The organism is Bradyrhizobium zhengyangense (assembly GCF_022012435.1).
Taxonomy (GTDB): Bacteria; Pseudomonadota; Alphaproteobacteria; order Rhizobiales; family Xanthobacteraceae; genus Bradyrhizobium; species Bradyrhizobium zhengyangense.
This window is the reverse complement of the sequence record NZ_JAKLUA010000007.1, coordinates 367,660-384,503: the sequence shown is the minus strand read 5'-3', so window position 1 is coordinate 384,503 and position 16,844 is coordinate 367,660. Positions and strand designations below refer to the sequence as shown.

The 16,844-nt window shown below is 64.9% G+C and carries 15 protein-coding genes; 7 read left to right on the top strand and 8 right to left on the bottom strand.

Annotation, left to right across the window (positions count from 1 at the left end; all coding sequences use genetic code 11):
* The first annotated feature begins 162 nt into the window (after positions 1-162).
* Genes L6637_RS23440 through L6637_RS23430 form a run of 3 tightly spaced genes read left to right on the top strand, consistent with a single transcriptional unit; the run spans position 163 to position 3,377 of the window.
* Positions 163-1,014, top strand: coding sequence for an enoyl-CoA hydratase (locus L6637_RS23440; RefSeq protein WP_237872085.1), 852 nt, complete (start codon positions 163-165; stop codon positions 1,012-1,014).
* Positions 1,015-1,019: 5 nt separating this feature from the next.
* Positions 1,020-2,168 (top strand): acyl-CoA dehydrogenase family protein, encoded by a 1,149-nt coding sequence (locus L6637_RS23435; RefSeq protein ID WP_237872083.1) that lies wholly within the window; start codon positions 1,020-1,022, stop codon positions 2,166-2,168.
* A gap of 12 nt (positions 2,169-2,180) precedes the next feature.
* Positions 2,181-3,377, top strand: a complete 1,197-nt coding sequence (locus L6637_RS23430) for an acyl-CoA dehydrogenase family protein (protein WP_237872081.1) — start codon at positions 2,181-2,183, stop codon at positions 3,375-3,377.
* Positions 3,378-3,443: 66 nt separating this feature from the next.
* Here the strand turns inward: L6637_RS23430 and L6637_RS23425 are convergent, their stop codons facing one another.
* Complete coding sequence (locus L6637_RS23425) at positions 3,444-5,765, bottom strand: xanthine dehydrogenase family protein molybdopterin-binding subunit (protein WP_237872078.1); 2,322 nt, start codon at positions 5,763-5,765, stop codon at positions 3,444-3,446.
* Between the two features lie 115 nt (positions 5,766-5,880).
* Positions 5,881-6,756 carry a dihydrodipicolinate synthase family protein gene (locus L6637_RS23420; RefSeq protein WP_237872077.1) on the bottom strand — a complete coding sequence of 292 codons (876 nt, stop codon included), beginning with the start codon at positions 6,754-6,756 and terminating at the stop codon, positions 5,881-5,883.
* A gap of 193 nt (positions 6,757-6,949) precedes the next feature.
* On the opposite strand from L6637_RS23420, the gene L6637_RS23415 reads away from it, so the two are divergent.
* Together L6637_RS23415 and L6637_RS23410 are read left to right on the top strand one after the other, a co-directional pair.
* Entirely contained in the window at positions 6,950-7,696 is a 747-nt protein-coding gene (locus L6637_RS23415; protein WP_237872075.1) for a transporter, read from the top strand.
* Between the two features lie 185 nt (positions 7,697-7,881).
* Positions 7,882-8,157 (top strand): hypothetical protein, encoded by a 276-nt coding sequence (locus tag L6637_RS23410; protein WP_237865997.1) that lies wholly within the window; start codon positions 7,882-7,884, stop codon positions 8,155-8,157.
* A gap of 143 nt (positions 8,158-8,300) precedes the next feature.
* Here L6637_RS23410 and L6637_RS23405 read toward each other — a convergent pair whose 3' ends face one another.
* Positions 8,301-9,266, bottom strand: a complete 966-nt coding sequence (locus L6637_RS23405; RefSeq protein ID WP_237865996.1) for a VOC family protein — start codon at positions 9,264-9,266, stop codon at positions 8,301-8,303.
* A gap of 181 nt (positions 9,267-9,447) precedes the next feature.
* On the opposite strand from L6637_RS23405, the gene L6637_RS23400 reads away from it, so the two are divergent.
* Positions 9,448-10,314, top strand: a complete 867-nt coding sequence (locus L6637_RS23400) for a S1C family serine protease (protein WP_237865995.1) — start codon at positions 9,448-9,450, stop codon at positions 10,312-10,314.
* Positions 10,311-10,682: a response regulator transcription factor gene (locus L6637_RS23395; protein ID WP_237872073.1), complete on the top strand. Its 372-nt coding sequence runs from the start codon at positions 10,311-10,313 to the stop codon at positions 10,680-10,682. Before L6637_RS23400 ends, L6637_RS23395 begins: the two co-directional genes overlap by 4 nt.
* A gap of 10 nt (positions 10,683-10,692) precedes the next feature.
* Here the strand turns inward: L6637_RS23395 and L6637_RS23390 are convergent, their stop codons facing one another.
* The 5 genes from L6637_RS23390 to L6637_RS23370 all read right to left on the bottom strand — a co-directional run bounded on the left by L6637_RS23390 (position 10,693) and on the right by L6637_RS23370 (position 16,828).
* Positions 10,693-11,934: an amidohydrolase family protein gene (locus tag L6637_RS23390; RefSeq protein WP_237872071.1), complete on the bottom strand. Its 1,242-nt coding sequence runs from the start codon at positions 11,932-11,934 to the stop codon at positions 10,693-10,695.
* A 29-nt stretch (positions 11,935-11,963) separates the two neighbouring features.
* Complete coding sequence (locus L6637_RS23385) at positions 11,964-13,052, bottom strand: sensor histidine kinase (protein WP_237872069.1); 1,089 nt, start codon at positions 13,050-13,052, stop codon at positions 11,964-11,966.
* The gene (locus tag L6637_RS23380; protein WP_237865991.1) at positions 13,039-13,731 is read right to left on the bottom strand and encodes a response regulator transcription factor; all 693 of its coding nucleotides are present in this window, start codon (positions 13,729-13,731) and stop codon (positions 13,039-13,041) included. Before L6637_RS23380 ends, L6637_RS23385 begins: the two co-directional genes overlap by 14 nt.
* Positions 13,732-13,828: 97 nt before the next feature.
* Positions 13,829-14,332: a hypothetical protein gene (locus L6637_RS23375; protein ID WP_237872066.1), complete on the bottom strand. Its 504-nt coding sequence runs from the start codon at positions 14,330-14,332 to the stop codon at positions 13,829-13,831.
* Positions 14,333-14,491: 159 nt separating this feature from the next.
* Positions 14,492-16,828, bottom strand: coding sequence for a Tex family protein (locus L6637_RS23370; RefSeq protein ID WP_338076863.1), 2,337 nt, complete (start codon positions 16,826-16,828; stop codon positions 14,492-14,494).
* Between the last annotated feature and the right edge of the window lie 16 nt (positions 16,829-16,844).

Sequence of the window (16,844 nt, the reverse complement as noted above, 5' to 3'; positions counted from 1 at the left end):
GCAAACTATCAGATCGAGCGCATACAACGCCAGATGTCCCAGCGGACGGCGCGACAAGCAGCCGGCTGACGCAAGCCCCTTGCCTATCACCACGCGACATAGTCAACTCTTGGCAAGCAAGACGTCTTGGCCAACAAGACGAAGAATACAGGGAGGCGCGCCATGTCCTCGTTCGAGACCATCCTGGTGGAGCGGCCGGAGCCGGCGATCGCCCGGATCGTGATGAACCGGCCGGACGCGCGCAATGCGCAGAACCTGCAAATGACCTACGACCTCAACGCCGCCTTCGACGCCGCAGTACAGGACGATGCGGTCAAGGTGATCATCCTTGCCGGCAATGGGCCGCATTTCTCGTCCGGCCACGATCTGCGCTCCGGGGCCAAGAATGCCGCCGGCATCGATTTTCCGCCGATAGGAAATTGGGGCGGCTTTGCCGAACCAAACGCTCACGGCCGTTTTGCGCGCGAGCAGGAAATATATCTCCAGATCACGCGGCGCTGGCGCAATCTCGCCAAGCCGACCATCGCGGAAGTGCACGGCAAATGCATCGCCGGCGGCCTCATGCTGGCGTGGGCTTGCGACCTCATCGTTGCCAGCGACGATGCGCAGTTTTGCGACCCCGTCGTGACGATGGGCGTCTGCGGCGTCGAATGGTTCGTGCATCCCTGGGAGCTCGGCCCGCGCAAGGCCAAGGAATTCCTGTTCACAGCCGACAGCTGGAGCGCGCAGGAGGCGCATCAGCTCGGCATGGTCAATCAGGTCGTGCCGCGCGCGGAACTGTCTACGCGCGTGCTGGAGCTGGCGCGGCGGATCGCGTCAAAGCCGTCCTTCGCGCTGAAGCTGACCAAGGAAGCCGTGAACCGCTCCGTCGATGTGATGGGCCAGCCGGCTGCGATCGACCAGGCCTTTGCGCTGCATCAGCTCTGTCACGCCCACAATCTACAGGAGTTCGGCATGGTGGTCGATCCATCCGGACTGCATCCCTCCGTGCGCAAGCCGGCAGCCGCGGAGTAGACGCCATGGATCTCAATCTCAGTGACGAGCAACGGCTGCTGCGCGAGAGCGCCGATCGTTTCGTGACCGAAAGTCACGATGCCGACCATCGTCGCAAGATGGCGAGCGATCCGCTCGGCTTCAGCCCTGCGGTGTGGAAGCAGTTCGCCGAGCTGGGCTGGCTGGCGCTGCCGATCCCGGAAGAGTTTGACGGGCTCGGCGGCGGGCCGGTCGAGATCGGCATCTTGATGGAAGCGTTTGGTCGCGGGCTGGTGTCCGAGCCCTATATCGCGACGGTCGTGCTTGGCGCCGCGCTGATCGAGCGATGCGGCAGCACGGCGCAGAAGCAGGCGAGCCTGCCCAAGATCGCGGACGGCTCGATGAAGCTCGCCTTCGCGCATTCCGAGCGCGCCGCGCGGTTCGATCTCGCCAAGGTCGCGACATCAGCCACCAAGACGGCGCAGGGCTGGCGCCTCGCCGGCAGCAAGATCGCCGTGCTCGACGGCCATCCCGCCGACGAGATCATCGTCTCCGCGCATCTGCACGATCATCACGGACCGTCGGGGCGCATCGGCCTGTTTCTGGTGCCGGCAACGGCGCAGGGCCTTGCGATCTCCGACTATCCGCGCCTCGGCGGCGGGCGCGCCTGCAACATCGAGCTGTCCGACCTGCATTTGCCGGAGGACACGTTGCTCGGCGACGGCAAGGACGCGCTGCCCGCGATCGAATGGGCCGTAGATCGCGCCATGGCTGCGCTTGGTGCGGAAGCCGTCGGCATCATGCAGACGCTGCTCGACACCACGCTCGAGTACACCAAGATCAGGAAGCAATTCGGCCGGCCGCTGTCCGCCAATCAGGTGATCCGCCATCGCCTCGCCGACATGGCGATCCAGGTCGACGAAGCCCGCTCGCTGGCGCTGCGGGCCGCGTTGAAGGCCGATAGCGCACCAGTCGAGCGGGCCCGCGCAGCTTCAGCCGCGAAGGCGAAGATCGGCAAATGCGGCCGCTTCGTCGGCGAGCAGTCGATCCAGCTCCACGGGGGCATGGGCGTCACAGACGAGCTTGAGGTCGGCGCCTATTTCAAGCGGCTTGTCGCATTCGACACGCTGTTCGGCGGCAGCGCGCACCATTATGCCCGCCACGCCCAGCTTGGACGCGGCACCGTTTCAGCTTGAGAGGAGCGCATCATGGACCTGTCGTTCAATGCCGAAGAGCGCGCCTTCCAGAGCGAGGTGCGCAGCTTCATCGCGAAGAATCTCACCGAGGAGATGAAGCGCGCCACCGCGCTGACGCCGTCGGTGTTCTCCGACCCCGACATCGGCATGGCCTGGCAGCGCGCGCTGCACAGCCGCGGCTGGGGCGCCCCGGGCTGGCCGGTCGACCACGGCGGACCCGACTGGACGCCGGCGCAGCGCTGGATCTTCGAGAGCGAATGCGCGCGGGCCGGCGTGCCGAATGTGAATGTGATGGGAGTGAAGATGGTCGGCCCCGTCATCATCGGATTCGGCAGCCCTGAGCAGAAGAATTTCTATCTGCCGCGGATTCTCTCCGGCGAGGATTATTGGTGCCAGGGCTATTCGGAGCCGGGCTCCGGCTCCGACCTCTCCTCGCTGAAGACACGGGCGGTGCGCGACGGTGACGACTACATCATCAACGGCACCAAAATCTGGACCACGCACGCCCACCATGCCAACCGCATGTTCGCGCTGGTGCGTACCAGCGATGGCCCGCGGCAGCAGGACGGCATCAGTTTTATTCTGATCGACATGAAGACGCCTGGCATCACGACGCGCCCCATTCTCACCATCGGCGGCGACCACGAGGTCAACCAGGTGTTCTTCGACGACGTGCGCGTGCCCGTCGCCAACCGCGTCGGCGAGGAAGGCAAGGGCTGGACCTACGGCAAATATCTGCTCGAGTTCGAGCGCGGCTCGGGCATTGCCTCGGCCAAACTGCGTGAGGGGCTGCGTGCGATCACCGAGCTTGCGGAGTCCGATCTCACAGGACGCGCCATCGACAGCCCCGACATCGCGACGCGCATCTCCGAGGTCGAGGTCGACATCGACGCGCTTGAAATGACGGAGCTGCGCGTGCTTTCGGCGCTACAGACCGGGCAGAATCCCGGCGCGGTCTCATCCATCCTGAAGCTGCGCAACAGCGAGATCCGGCAGGCCGTAACGCGGTTAGGGGTCGACGTGATCGGCCATGACGCACTCGCCGTCGAGCCGATGCGCCCGCTCTACAAGCTCAACCACGAGCCTGCGCTGCCCGAGGACATGCTGACGGCGGTGCCCGAATATCTCAATGGCCGCGCCTATACGATCTTCGGCGGCACCTCGGAGATCCAGCGCGATATCATCGCGAAGATGATGCTGGGGATTTAGCCCGAACTATCGCTGCAATCTCCTTCGCCGGAACGACACTGAGTATGCGGCGGCGGCCGGACGCGACTAACTCGCCTTCGCGTCCTTGATCGCCTTCCAGATCTTCTGCGGCGTCAGCGGAGTATTCAGCTGAGTGATGCCGAGTTCAGCGAGCGCGTCCATCACGCCGTTAGTGACGCAGGGCGGGCCGCCGATGGCGCCGGATTCGCCGCAGCCCTTGGCACCGAGCGGATTGGTGCGGCAGGGCGCGGAATCATCCAGCGTCACCACGATCGGCGGAACGTCGTCGGCGCGCGGAATGCAATAGTCCTGATAGCTCGCGGTGAGCAGCTGACCATCGGCATCGTACGACACGCCTTCGTACAAGGCCTGGCCGATGCCTTGCGCGACGCCGCCATGGATCTGCCCTGTCACCAGCATCGGATTCACGGCAACGCCAACATCGTCGACGGTGGTGTAGCGCACGACCTTGGAGACGCCGGTCTCAGGATCGATCTCGACCTCGCAGATATGGGTGCCGTTCGGCCAGCTCGGCCCGTCGACCTCACCCTCGGAATCGACGCTGAGCTTCGCGCCGGTTTCCTTTTCGGCGAGATCGAACAGGCTGATGCGACGATCAGTGCCGACCACGGTGAGCATGCCGCCCTGGTATTCGATGTCCTCGACCGAGGTCTCCAGCACGTTGGCCGCCTTCTCGCGCGCCTTCTGGATCAGATCGTTGGAGGAGACCGCCACGGCCGTGCCGCCGACGAACAGCGAGCGCGAACCAACGCTGCCAAAACCCATCGCGAGATCCGTGTCGCCCTGCACGACGTCGATCTTGTCCATGGCGATGCCGAGCGTGTCGGAGATCATCTGGGTGTAGGTGGTCTGCAAGCCCTGCCCCATCGCCATGGTGCCGGAATGCAGCACGACGCGGCCCTGCGAGGTCGCTTGCAGCGTGACCTTCTCGGTGTGAGCGCGGCCCCCGGTCCATTCGATGTACGAGGTGAGGCCACGGCCGTAGAGCAGGCCCTTCTTCTTCGCGGCCTTCTTGCGCGCGGCAAATCCGTCCCAGTCCGCAAGCTTCACGGCGCGATCGAGCATGTGTGCGAAGGCGCCGGAATCGTAAACCTGACCGGCGGCATTGGTGTAGGGCAGCTGCGCCGGCTTGATGTAGTTCACTTTCCGGATCGCACGCGGATCCATGCCGATTTTTCGCGCGGCAGCGTCAAACAGGCGCTCGACGATGAAAACGGCTTCAGGTCGACCCGCGCCACGATAGGCGCCGACCGGCGCGGTGTGGGTCATCACCGACTTGACCTCGAAATGCACCAGCGGCAAATCATAGACGCCGGTCTGCACGAACGGCCCGAGCACCAGCGGAATGATATTGGCCGCGCCGGAAGAATAGGCGCCGGTGCAGCCGATCGAGGTGACACGATAGGCCAGCACCTTGCCCTTATCGTCCAGTGCAAAGGAGGCGGTCGAGGTGAGATCGCGACCGTGGGTACCGCCGACGAATTCGTCGGTGCGGTCGCCGCGCCAGCGGATCTTCTTGTTCAGCTTGGTCGCGACATAGGCGACGATGCCGTCCTCGGGATAGACGTTTGTCTTCTGGCCAAAGCCGCCGCCGATATCGCCGACCAGCACGCGCACGCTGTCCTTGGGACGCTTCAGCACGGCTTCGGCGAGCACGTCGCGGGTCGAGGCCGGGGTCTGCGACTGCACATGCAGCAGCAGGCGGCCGGACTTCTTGTCGATCTCGGCAATGGTCGAGCGCGGCTCCATTGCCGACGGCACCAGACGCTGGCTGACGAGATCGAGCTCGACCGTGTGAGCGGCCTTGGCGAAGGCCTCGTCGACCTTGGCGGCATCGCCATAGCTCATTGCGCCGACGATGTTGTCGGGCGCCTCCGGCCACACCACGGGCGCGCCGGGTTTGACGGCTTCGACCGGATCGACCACGGCCGGCTGCACATCGTATTCGACCACGATCGCCTCGGCCGCGCTCTGGGCTTCCGCACGCGACGAAGCCACCACTGCCGCTACCGCCTCGCCGGTGTAACGCACGACGTCATGAGCGAGCAGTCGCCGCGGCGGCACGGTCATCGGCTTGCCGTCCGGGCGCTTGAAGATGCTCAGCGTCGGAATAGTGCCGACGTCGTCCTTGATCAGATCGGCGCCGGTGTAAATCGCGGTGACGCCGGGCATCGATGCGGCTGCGCTGGTGTCGATCGCGACGATCTTCGCATGCGCATGTGGCGATCGCAGCACGTGCAACCACAGCGCGCCGTCTTCCGGCTTGTCGTCGATGAATTGCCCCTTCCCGGTGAGCAATCGCTGGTCTTCCAAACGCTTGACGGGCTGGCCCGCTCCGAAACGCAAATTGCCGGGAAGAATGTTCATTCCGTAGGGTCCTCGAGATCTTAAATGCGGGCTGCCTTTTAGCGGACCAATTGAGGTCAGACCAGCGGCGGTTTCGTCCTGGGTGCCTTCGATTTCGTCATGCCCGGAATGACGATCAGGTCAGTTCTCGCAACGCCGCCTCCACCACCTTGCGCGCATCGGCCGTGAGCGAGGCCTGCGGCGGAACGGGATCGCCGACATCGTAGCCCTGGATCGCAAGGCCAGCCTTGATGCAGGCCGCAAGATTGAAGCGGGCGAAGGCCTCGTTGATGCGCCACAGCCGGCGCTGCAGTGCCATGGCCTCGTCCCAGCGGCCCATCTGGCAGAGATCGTAGAGCGCAACGCTCTGGCGCGGGATGATGCAGGCAGGTCCCGCCATCCAGCCGAGGCCGCCGATTAGCATCACGGCGGCCGGGATATGGGCGGAGGCCGAGAACACGCGCAAGGAATCGCCGCAGCGATTCATGATCGAGAGCAGCCGTCCGGTGTTGGTCGAGGCGTCCTTGATGTAGCCGATGCGCGGATGCTCGGCGAGGCGCGCGATGACGTCGAGGGTCAGGTCCGAGCGCTGGAATTGCGGATTGGTGTAGATGACGACGGGAATGTCCACGGCATCAGCGATGCTGCGGAAATAGGATTCGACCTGGGCATCATTGAGCGGGAAATACGCCTCGAGGATCGCCAGGATGCCGTCGACACCAAGCTTTTGATAGGCCTGCGCCTGCGCCACAGCATCGGCTGTCGAAGTGGAAGCGACGCCTGCCACTACGGGCACGCGGCCCTTTGCAGCCTCGATCGTGGTCTGCACCACTGCCATCCGCTGCGCGGCATTGAGATAGGCGAACTCGCCGGTCGAGCCCAGCGGCGTCAGCCCGTGCACCCCGGCGCCGATCAGGTCGTCGCAGAGCCTTGCGAGCACAGCAGTCCTCACCGTGCCGTCAGCGCTAACGGGCGAGACGAGATAGGGGAAGACGCCGCGAAAATCGGTCATGTCGGGAATAAATCCGGGGGAAGCTCAGTCCAGTCTGGCAGGCGCGCGGTCCATCGCGTGCTAGCATGGGGTCTTATTGCCAGCAAGCGATCGGCGTTCGAAGAGCGTATTTGTGGTTTTGGGATTTGTCCTGCAGCGTTGGCGGTTTTCGTTGTGCTGCGTCGGCCTCCTCGTCGTCGCGCTGGGCCCGTGCATGGCCGAAGCCGGTGAATGCCCCTCGCCGCAATCCGAGATCGCGACTGACCGTCCTGATGTGACCAATTCCAGCCTGGTCGTGCCTGATGGCAGTATCCAGATCGAGAATGGCCTCAACACATCAGGCCAGAGCGCCGGCAAAGGCTTTGACGGCAGCAACAGCCGTCTCCGTTTTGGTATCGCGCCCTGCCTCGAAGTGCTGGTTGATATTCCGAGCCATGTCGGACGGCTGACCGGCTCAGTCGACACCGGCTTTACCAATGTCACCCCCGCTGTGAAATGGCAGGTCAGCGGATTGCCGGCGAACCTTTCGGTGGTAGCAGGCGTCGGCCTGCCGACCGGCACACCCGCGATCACAGGCGCAGGCTTTCAGCCCTATCTGCAAGTCCCCTGGTCCTACGAGCTCGGCAGCGGCTGGGGCATCAGCGGCATGTTCACCAGCTTCTTCCGGCCATCGGATCTGACCAACCGCCAGACCACCGAAGCGACCTTCGTGGTCGAGCGGAAGGTTAGCGAGAAGCTGGCGCTGTTCGCCGAATATGTCAGCGACAGCCCGACGCGCGGCGCAAGCACGGCGCTGCTCAATGTCGGCGGTGGCTATCTCCTAGACCGGACCGAGCAAATCGATTTTCATCTCGCCTTCGGTCTCAACCGAAACTCGCCGGATTACATCGTCGGCATCGGCTATTCCTACCGCTGGGACAACATCATTGGCACGGCGGCGCGACCGCGGCTTTGGCATTGATCGATCATTGACGACTGCGTACGTCAGTCAGACTGACGTCTCGGCGCTCACAATCAAAAATACTTGACGCGATCTTATGCATCCTTTCGGTGTGAACGACTTCACATCGGACTCCGGCAGGCGGGTCTAGCGTCGCAGACGCTGCGGACAGAGAGCGCAGCGATCCCTTAGCGAGGAGTCAAGCCATGGAAATTTGCATCAACTTCGGTGGCCACCGGCATTGCTTCTTCCTGCCGATCTATCAGATCCCGATCAACTGGGGCAAGCCAGGCCCCGATCCCCACAACTACCCGGCCCTGTTCCAGGATGCGATGATCCTGGCGGCGGTGTCGAACGTGGCGAAACAGATCACCGACGAAAACGTGCGCAAATCCGTCGAGCAAGGCATCACAGCCGGTTTCCAGGCCGCACAGAAGCACGCCGGCGCCGACGTCTCGATCAACCCGGTGGCACGCGGCTGAACGTCCATCACTAACGATGCGGGGGTCGTTCGCCCCCGCGCCGTCCACCTCTTCGCAGCGACCATGAACCGAAACTGCTCATCGCCGTGTTCATGCGCCCAAAAACCGGCGAGCGAGCCTATCGCGAGCTCTGAGCAGGCCGCTTACACCTTCAGCAGCCGCACCCGTGTGCCCCAGGGATCGATCGCCTCGACGCCGTCGGGCAGCTGCGCGACGCGCGCACCACCCTTGCGCAGGCGCTCTTCCTGCGCGGCGAGGATGTCCTGCTTCTCCGTCACCAGCGAGAACCAGTCGAGCCCCGTCATGGCGTCGTCGCGTTGGCCGGCGCCCTCGCTCTGCCAGACATTCATGCCGAGATGGTGATGATAGCGGCCCGACGACAGGAACGCGGCGCCGCCACGGCTGCGGGTCGGGTCGAGGCCGACAGCGCCGTGGTAAAAGCCCTGCGCCTGCGCGAGATCGCCGACGCGCAAATGCATATGGCCGACGCGCAGGCCGTCCGGCGCCTTGGCATAATCACTGACGCGCGTGTTGGTCAGCGACAGCAGGTCCGGAATATTGAGCTCGTCGGTCGCCATCTTCACACTGCCCTCGCTCCACTGCCATTGCGAGGGATCGCGGTCGGCATAGACCTCAATGCCGTTGCCTTCGGGGTCGTCGAGGTAAACGGACTCGCTGACGAGATGATCGGCAAAGCCCGACAGTTTCACGCGATGCGAGGCGGCGTGGACCAACCAGCGCGCGAGGTCTTTTCGCGTCGGCATCAGGAAGGCGGTGTGATAGAGGCCGGCGGCATTGCGCGGCTCGATCGCGGCGTCGGGACGGGCTTCCAGCATCAGCAGCGTGATACCGGCCGTACCGAGCTTCGCGGCGCTGCCGGAGCGCTCCATCACGGTGAGCCCGATCACGTCGCGGTAGTAATCGGCCACCTTGTCGAGATTCTTCACCCGCAGCGTCACCATGCCGATCCGCATCGGCGTGCGGCTGGCATAGGTCGGCCCACCGCCTTGCGGATTGCCCTCGGCGCGCGCCGCGCCGGCCGCAGCCATCGCGAGCGAGCTGGCGCCGGCGAGTCGAAGCAGGGTGCGGCGGGTGAGGTCGATGGTCATCGGTCGGAGCTCGCTGAAAATCGTTTGGGGCCGTCAGGCGCAATTGGGAGATTGCTACACGTTCCCGTGAGGGGCTCCCAATCACATGTTCGTCGGCCGTGGCGAGATAAGGACTGGCCACCCGGCCAGTTTCGCAATTGCTCGCGAGGTACCAGATTGAGGACAGCTTAAGGAGCCTTCCATGACCGACCTCACCCCTCTCACCTCGCTGTCATCAGCGCTCGCCGATGTCGTGGCCCGCATCGCGCCGTCCGTCGTGTCAGTCCATTCGCATCGCTCCCGATCGACCGGCTTCGTCTGGAAGCCCGGTTTGATCGTCACCGCCGACGAGGCGCTGGCGGACGAGGGCGACGTCCAGATCGGCCTTCCCGACGGCAGCACTGTTTCCGCCTCGATCGTCGGCCGCGACCATACGACCGATATCGCCCTGCTGCGCGCTGATACCAGCGTCGCTCCGGTCAAGCTGGCCACGACCGTGCCTGCTTCCGGTGCGCTGTCCGTCGTGGTCGCCACCAACAGGGATGCGCCGAGTGCGGCGCTGGGCATGGTGTCCGTCTCAGGCCAGGCCTGGCGCTCCTTGCGCGGTGGCGAGATCGATGCGCGGATCGAGCTCGATGTTCGCCTGCGGCCCAGCCAGGAGGGCGGCCTTGCTGTCGATGCTTCGGGCGAGCCTTTCGGCATGGCCGTGCTCGGACCGCGGCGCGTGCTGGTGATCCCGACCGTGACGATCGAGCGCGTCGCAGCCCAGCTCGAGACGCGTGGCCGCATCGCGCGGGGATATCTCGGGCTTGGCCTGCAGCCGCTGCGGCTCGATGACGGCATCGGTGCGATGGTGATGAATGTCGACAAGACAGGTCCCGCCGCCACGGCCGGCATCCGCCAGGGCGACGTGATCGTGGCGGTCAACGACCAGAAGCTTTCCGGCGTGCGCGCGCTGTTGCGGACACTGGGACCTGCCAGCGTCGGCCGGGTGGTCGACGTCGCGGTCCGCCGTGGCGGCGAACCGGCGAGCTTCAGGGTCACGATCGGCGAGAGGCCCGAGGCGTGAGCGCGGACACCACGCCTGACATCGTGCTGACGCTCGAGATCGACGATCCAGCCCTGGCCGACCGCCTCGCGACGCTGCTCGGCAGTGTCGCGGGGCTTCGTCTTGCTGCGCCCGGCGAGACCGCCATTGCGACGATCGTCGCCCGCGATCCGCGCGTCATGCCCGAGGACATCGCGCTGACGCAGCGCGAGCTCGACGTGCTGGCGCTGATGGCCGAAGGCGCCTCCAACAAGATGATCGCACGTCAACTCAATATTTCCGTGCATACCGTGAAATTCCACGTCGGCTCGCTGCTCGACAAGCTGGATGCGACCGGTCGTACCGATGCGGTGGCGCATGCGGCGCGCCGCGGCGTGATCGAGCTGTGAGCAGCGCGCCTCAGGGGACACCGGCCGCCTCCGCCAGCGCGCGCATGCGGTCGGTATCGACAACGCGGCCGTGGCTGATGACGACGCGCGGCGGCGCATGAAAGCGCAATGCCTCAGTGACGTCGCCCTGGTCGAGAACGACGAGATTGGCGGCGCAACCGAGGCCGAGGCCGTAACGCTCGAGGCCAATCGCCATAGCGGCGCGCGTCGTGATCATGTCGTAGAGCGTCTCGAACTCGCTCTTCTTCGTCATCCACAGCAAGTGCGAGGCCAGGAACGCCACCTCCAGCATGTTGTTGCGGCCGAGCGGATAATAAGCGTCCGAAATATCGTCCTGGCCGAGGCCCACATTGATCCCGGCGCCGAGCAGCTCCTTGACCCGCGCATGCAGCGGCGCGGTGTGGGGATCACTGATGACGCTGACGCGCGCCTTCTCAAGCAGGGGTATCAGTTCGCGAAGATAGCTCTCGGGATAGAGCGCCATGGCGCGGCAATGATGGGCGAGCGCCCGGCCCTCCATGCCACGCGCGATCATGGCACGCGCCATCATGTCGAGCGTGCGCATATCGGCATCGCCGACGTCGTCGAGCAGCATCGAGATGTCGGCGCCATGCTCGGCGGCAAGGTCGAAGCAGAAATCGATATGGCGACGCATGTCCGCTTCATTCGCTTCGATCCAGGGGATGCCGCCGACGACATCGGCCCGTGATGCCATCGCCTCGCGCATCAGGCTGTCGGCACCGGGCTCGCGCAACAGGCCATCCTGTGGAAACGCGACCACCTGGATCTCGACGATGTCACGAAACTCCTCCCGGATGGCGAGCAGCGCCTTGACGCCCTCGAGCCTTGCCTTGGCATCGACATCGGCGAAGGCACGTATGTGGAGATTGCCGTGGAGGGCCGCAAGCGCCACCGCGCGCCGTGCGTTCGGAATGATCCAGGACGCGTCGTACTTGCTCTTGACCGCTGCCGCGAGCTCGATTGCCTTCGCCGCCTCGCTCATGCCGCCACCCTGATAGGCCTCGAGCGCCGCCTCCGACATCATCGGCAAGGTCCAAACTTTGCAGAGGTGCAAATGCGGATTGACGAATGCCGGCGTCACCAGGCCGCCTCTGGCATCGATGACGGATTGCGCGGCCCGATCGAGCCGGTCGCCGATCGCCGTGATCACGCCGTCGGTGATCGCGATGTCGACGACCTCGCGGCTGCGCAGGCGGGCGTTGGCAATGACGAGATCTGGCGGGCGGGACATGGCAAAACTTTCACTCGATCCATTTGCGATCATGCAAGTTGGGTGCCGGACCGATGCGGAGGAAAGTCGAGCCGGACCTTCAAGCCCGGATCATTGTCATGCAATACGATCTCGGCACCATGGAGGCGGGCCACGGCCGCGACCAGGCTCAGACCCAGGCCATTGCCCGGGGTGTAGCGGCTCTGCTCGAGGCGGTAGAAGCGCTTGAACACATGATCGCGCTGGTCGGCCGGAATGCCCTCGCCATCGTCCGCGATCGTAATCGAGGCGCCGCTGTCGGCGCCATGGCAGATCACCGTCACCTTTCCGCCAGGGCGGCCGTGCTTGATGGCGTTGTCGACGAGGTTGGCGATGGCATCGAACAGCAGGTCGCGGTCGCCTGTCACGGCGACCTCGCGATCACCAGTAAGGCTCAGGCGCGTTGCGACCTGCTCGGCGGCAGCATCGTAGAGCTCGACGACCTCGCCGGCGATCTCGGCCAGATTGAGTGGGCGAAACGCGCTGCGGCGGGCGCGGGTTTCGATCTCCGAGATCCGCGTGATCGAGGCGAACATGCCGAGGACGGCATCAAGGTCTGCGATGGTGTCGCCGATCAGGACGGCATCGGCCTCATCGTTGCGCGGGGCATGATAGGCCTTTTCCAGCCGGCCGCGCATCCGCGTCAGCGGCGTGCGCAGATCGTGGGCGACATTGTCGCTGACCTGCTTGACCTCGCCCATCAGCGTCTCGATGCGATCGAGCATCTGGTTGAGGTTTTCGGCGACGCGGTCCCATTCGTCATGGCTGCCGCGCAGGGGAATGCGCCGGTCGAGGCCCGAGAGCATGATGGCGCGGCTGGTGGCATTGATCTCCTCGATCCGCCCGACCGTGCGCCGGGTCACCAGCACTGCCGCGACGCCCGACAGCACGACCAGCAGCACGGCGACCGCGATCATCGCCAACTCGAGCATCGCGACGAAGCCAGAGTGGTCGCCAATATCGCCGACGCGACTGCGCACATAAGCAAGCGTGCCGAAATAGACATAGGCCATGATCGCCGCGACGATCAGGCCGAAGATCGCGATCGCGATCAGCGCCAGGCGGAAGGTCGAGGAACGGAGCGTATTAACCAGGAGCACGGAGGCAATATCCGATGCCGCGGATGGTGTGGATCAATGGATAGGCCTGGGCATCGTCGACCTTGCGGCGGACGCGTCCGACATAGACGTCGATGATGTTGGTGGAGGGATCGAAATGCAGGTCCCAGACGTGCTGGAGCAGCATCGCGCGGGAGACGACGCGCCCCTCATTGCGCACGAGATATTCGAGCAATTGAAATTCGCGCGGCAACAGCGGGATCTTGCGGCCGCGGCGGCTGGCATTGCGCGCGATCAGGTCGACGGCGAGATCGCCGACGCGCAGGATAGTCTCCTTGGCGATGGTCTCGCTGCGGCGCCCGAGCGCCTCGAGGCGCGCGAGCAGCTCGACGAAGGAAAACGGCTTGACGAGGTAATCGTCGCCGCCGGCGCGCAAGCCGCGCACGCGGTCGTCGACCTCGCCGAGCGCGGAGATGATGAGGAACGGCGAGGCAACGCCGTCGTCGCGCATCTGCCGCATCACGGCGATGCCGTCGATGTCGGGCAGCATACGGTCGATGGTGATCACGGCATAGTCGCGCGCAGCGCCGTGGTTGAGGGCTTCACGTCCCGTAGCGGCGAGATCGACCTCATAACCTGATGTCGTCAACTCCTCGACGAGCTGGCCTGCGGTTTCCGGATCGTCCTCGACGACGAGGATACGGCGATGGCCTCCGGTCATGACGAACTCCGCGCGACGATCGCCACCAGATTATCCCGTTCCGGGGCTGAGCGGAACCACCCGGTGGCGATCGCGACAATGGTGCGGTCCGGCGATGCTAGTACCAATTGTCCCCGCACACATTGACCCATTGCCACCCATAGGGCGTCCAATTCCTGCGCCAACAGCCGTCGTCGTAATAATTTGAATAGTAATAGGGCGCGCCGAACACGGCGAAACGGCGGAAATGGTGATGGTGGAAGAAGAAGGCGTGACGGCCGATGAAGGGCCGCCCATGCCAGCCGCCGCCGACGAAGCGCGGCCCGATCGCCGCATGCGCAAAGCGCACGCCACCGAAGCCAGGTCCGCCGACATGGGCAAAGCGAGCCCCGCCGAAGCCCGGTCCACCAACATGGGCGAAGTGCGCACCGCCCATGCCGCCGACATGCATGCCGCCGAAGCCGCCGGCGTGCATGCCGCCGCCAGTGAAGTGGCCACCACCACCACCGAAGCCGCCGTGACCGCCGCCTCCGCCGCCGCCTCGGGCCAGCACCGGTGAAGCCAGTGCCATCGCTGCGGCGCTCGCCGCCGCAGTGAGGCCTTTGAGAATCCTGTTGTTCATCGAAGCATCCTCCTTGCAGTGCGGCGGTGACCGCGCCGCACAAGGATGCTCAGATGAAAGGAAGGGACAGGCTCCTTCAACTTACAAAGGCGCCAGATTCTGACGCCGAAGTCAGGATGCATGCCCTCTCCCCGCAAAGAGCGGGGAGAGGTTAAGGAGTTACGCCCGCTTGCCGTTATTCTTCTCCGCGGCGCGGCGCATCGCCTCGGCGAGCGCGCCGCCACCGTCGGAGGATTCTTGCTTGCGCGGGGCCGAGGAGATCATACGCGCCGGATTGCGCGCGCCGTTGTCGCGCTGCATGCCGGGGGCGTCCTTCTTGGCGCCGACCTCGTCGTCGAGGCGCAGGGTCAGCGAGATGCGCTTGCGGGCGACCTCGAAGTCCAACACCTTGACCTTGACGATGTCGCCGGGCTTCACCACCTCGCGCGGATCCTTGATGAAGTTCTTCGACATCGCCGAGATGTGAACGAGGCCGTCCTGGTGCACGCCGATGTCGACGAAGGCGCCGAAGGCCGCGACATTGGTCACGGTACCCTCCAGGATCATGCCCTTCTGGAGATGCTTGATCTCCTCGACGCCCTCCTTGAACACCGCGGCCTTGAATGCCGGACGCGGATCGCGACCGGGCTTTTCCAATTCCTTCAAGATGTCGGTGACGGTCGGCAGACCAAAGGTCTCGTCGACGAAATCCTTCGGCTTCAGCGTACGCACGATCTCGCTCGAGCCGATCAGCGCCTTGATGTCGCTCTTGGTCGCTGCAAGGATGCGACGCACCACCGGATAGGCTTCCGGATGGACGCCGGAGGCATCGAGCGGGTCTTCGCCGCCGAGGATGCGCAAAAAGCCTGCGCACTGCTCGAACGCCTTCGGCCCAAGCCGCGGCACTTCCTTCAAAGCTTTGCGCGACTTGAACGGTCCGTTGGCATCGCGATGGGCCACGATGCTTTGCGCGAGGCCCGAGCCGACGCCCGACACGCGCGCGAGCAGCGGCGCGGAGGCCGTGTTGACGTCGACACCAACCGCGTTCACGCAGTCTTCGACCACGGCATCGAGTGATTTGGCCAGCTTGGCCTGACCGAGATCGTGCTGATACTGGCCGACGCCGATCGCCTTGGGCTCGATCTTGACGAGCTCGGCGAGCGGATCCTGAAGACGGCGGGCGATCGAGACCGCACCGCGCAGGGTGACGTCGAGGCCGGGCAACTCCTCCGAGGCGAAGGCCGAGGCGGAATAGACCGAGGCGCCGGCTTCCGACACCACGATCTTCGACATCTTCAGCTCGGCGAGGCCCTTGACCAGCTCGCCCGCGAGCTTGTCGGTCTCGCGCGAGGCGGTGCCGTTGCCGATCGCGATCAACTCGACGCGATGCTTGATCGCAAGCTTGCCCAGGATCGCGAGCGACTCGTTCCACTGCCGCTGCGGCTCGTGCGGATAGATCACGGCGGTATCGACCACCTTGCCGGTCGCATCTGTCACGGCGACCTTGACGCCGGTGCGGTACCCGGGATCGAGGCCCATGGTGGCGCGGGTGCCGGCGGGCGCGGCCAGCAGCAGGTCGCGCAGGTTCGAGGCGAACACGCGCACGGCTTCAGTCTCGGCCGCGTTCCACAGCCGCATACGCAGGTCGATATTGAGGTGCACCTGGATCTTGGTGCGCCAAGCCCAGCGCACCGTGTCGATCAACCAGCGGTCGCCAGCGCGCTTGAGGTCGGCGATGCCGAACCGCTTCATGATCTTCAGCTCGTAGGCGCCCGGAACACCGGCGGGCGGCGCTTCCTCAGCCTGGATCTGGAGATCGAGGATCTCTTCCTTCTCCCCGCGGAACATCGCGAGGATGCGATGCGACGGCAGTTTCGTCAGCGGCTCGGAGAAGTCGAAATAGTCGGCGAATTTTTCGCCCTCGGTCTTCTTGCCGTCGCGCACCTTGGAGGCCATGCGCGCATTGGTCCACATCTCCTCACGCAAGGCACCGATCAAATCGGCGTCTTCATCGAAGCGTTCGACCAGGATGGCGCGGGCGCCATCGAGCGCGGCCACGGCATCGGCAACGCCCTTCTCGGCATTGATGAAGGCTTCGGCGACGATCCTGGGATCATTGGCGGGTTCCACCATCAGTTGGTTGGCGAGCGGCTCGAGGCCGGCTTCCTTGGCGATCTCCGCCTTGGTGCGGCGCTTCGGCTTGAACGGCAGATAAATGTCTTCGAGGCGCGCCTTGCTGTCGGCGGCCATGATCGAGTCTTCCAGCGCGGCATCGAGCTTGCCCTGCTCGCGGACCGATTCGAGGATGGCCTTGCGGCGGTCTTCGAGCTCGCGCAGGTAAACCAGGCGCTCCTCCAGGGTGCGCAATTGCGCGTCGTCGAGCGCACCGGTCGCTTCCTTGCGGTAGCGCGCGATGAAGGGAACCGTGGCGCCGCCGTCGAGCAGCGTCACCGCCGCCTCGACCTGCTCCGCCCGTACCCCAAGCTCCTGCGCAATTTTCTGGTTGATATTTGCCACGCGAGATTTCCTCTCC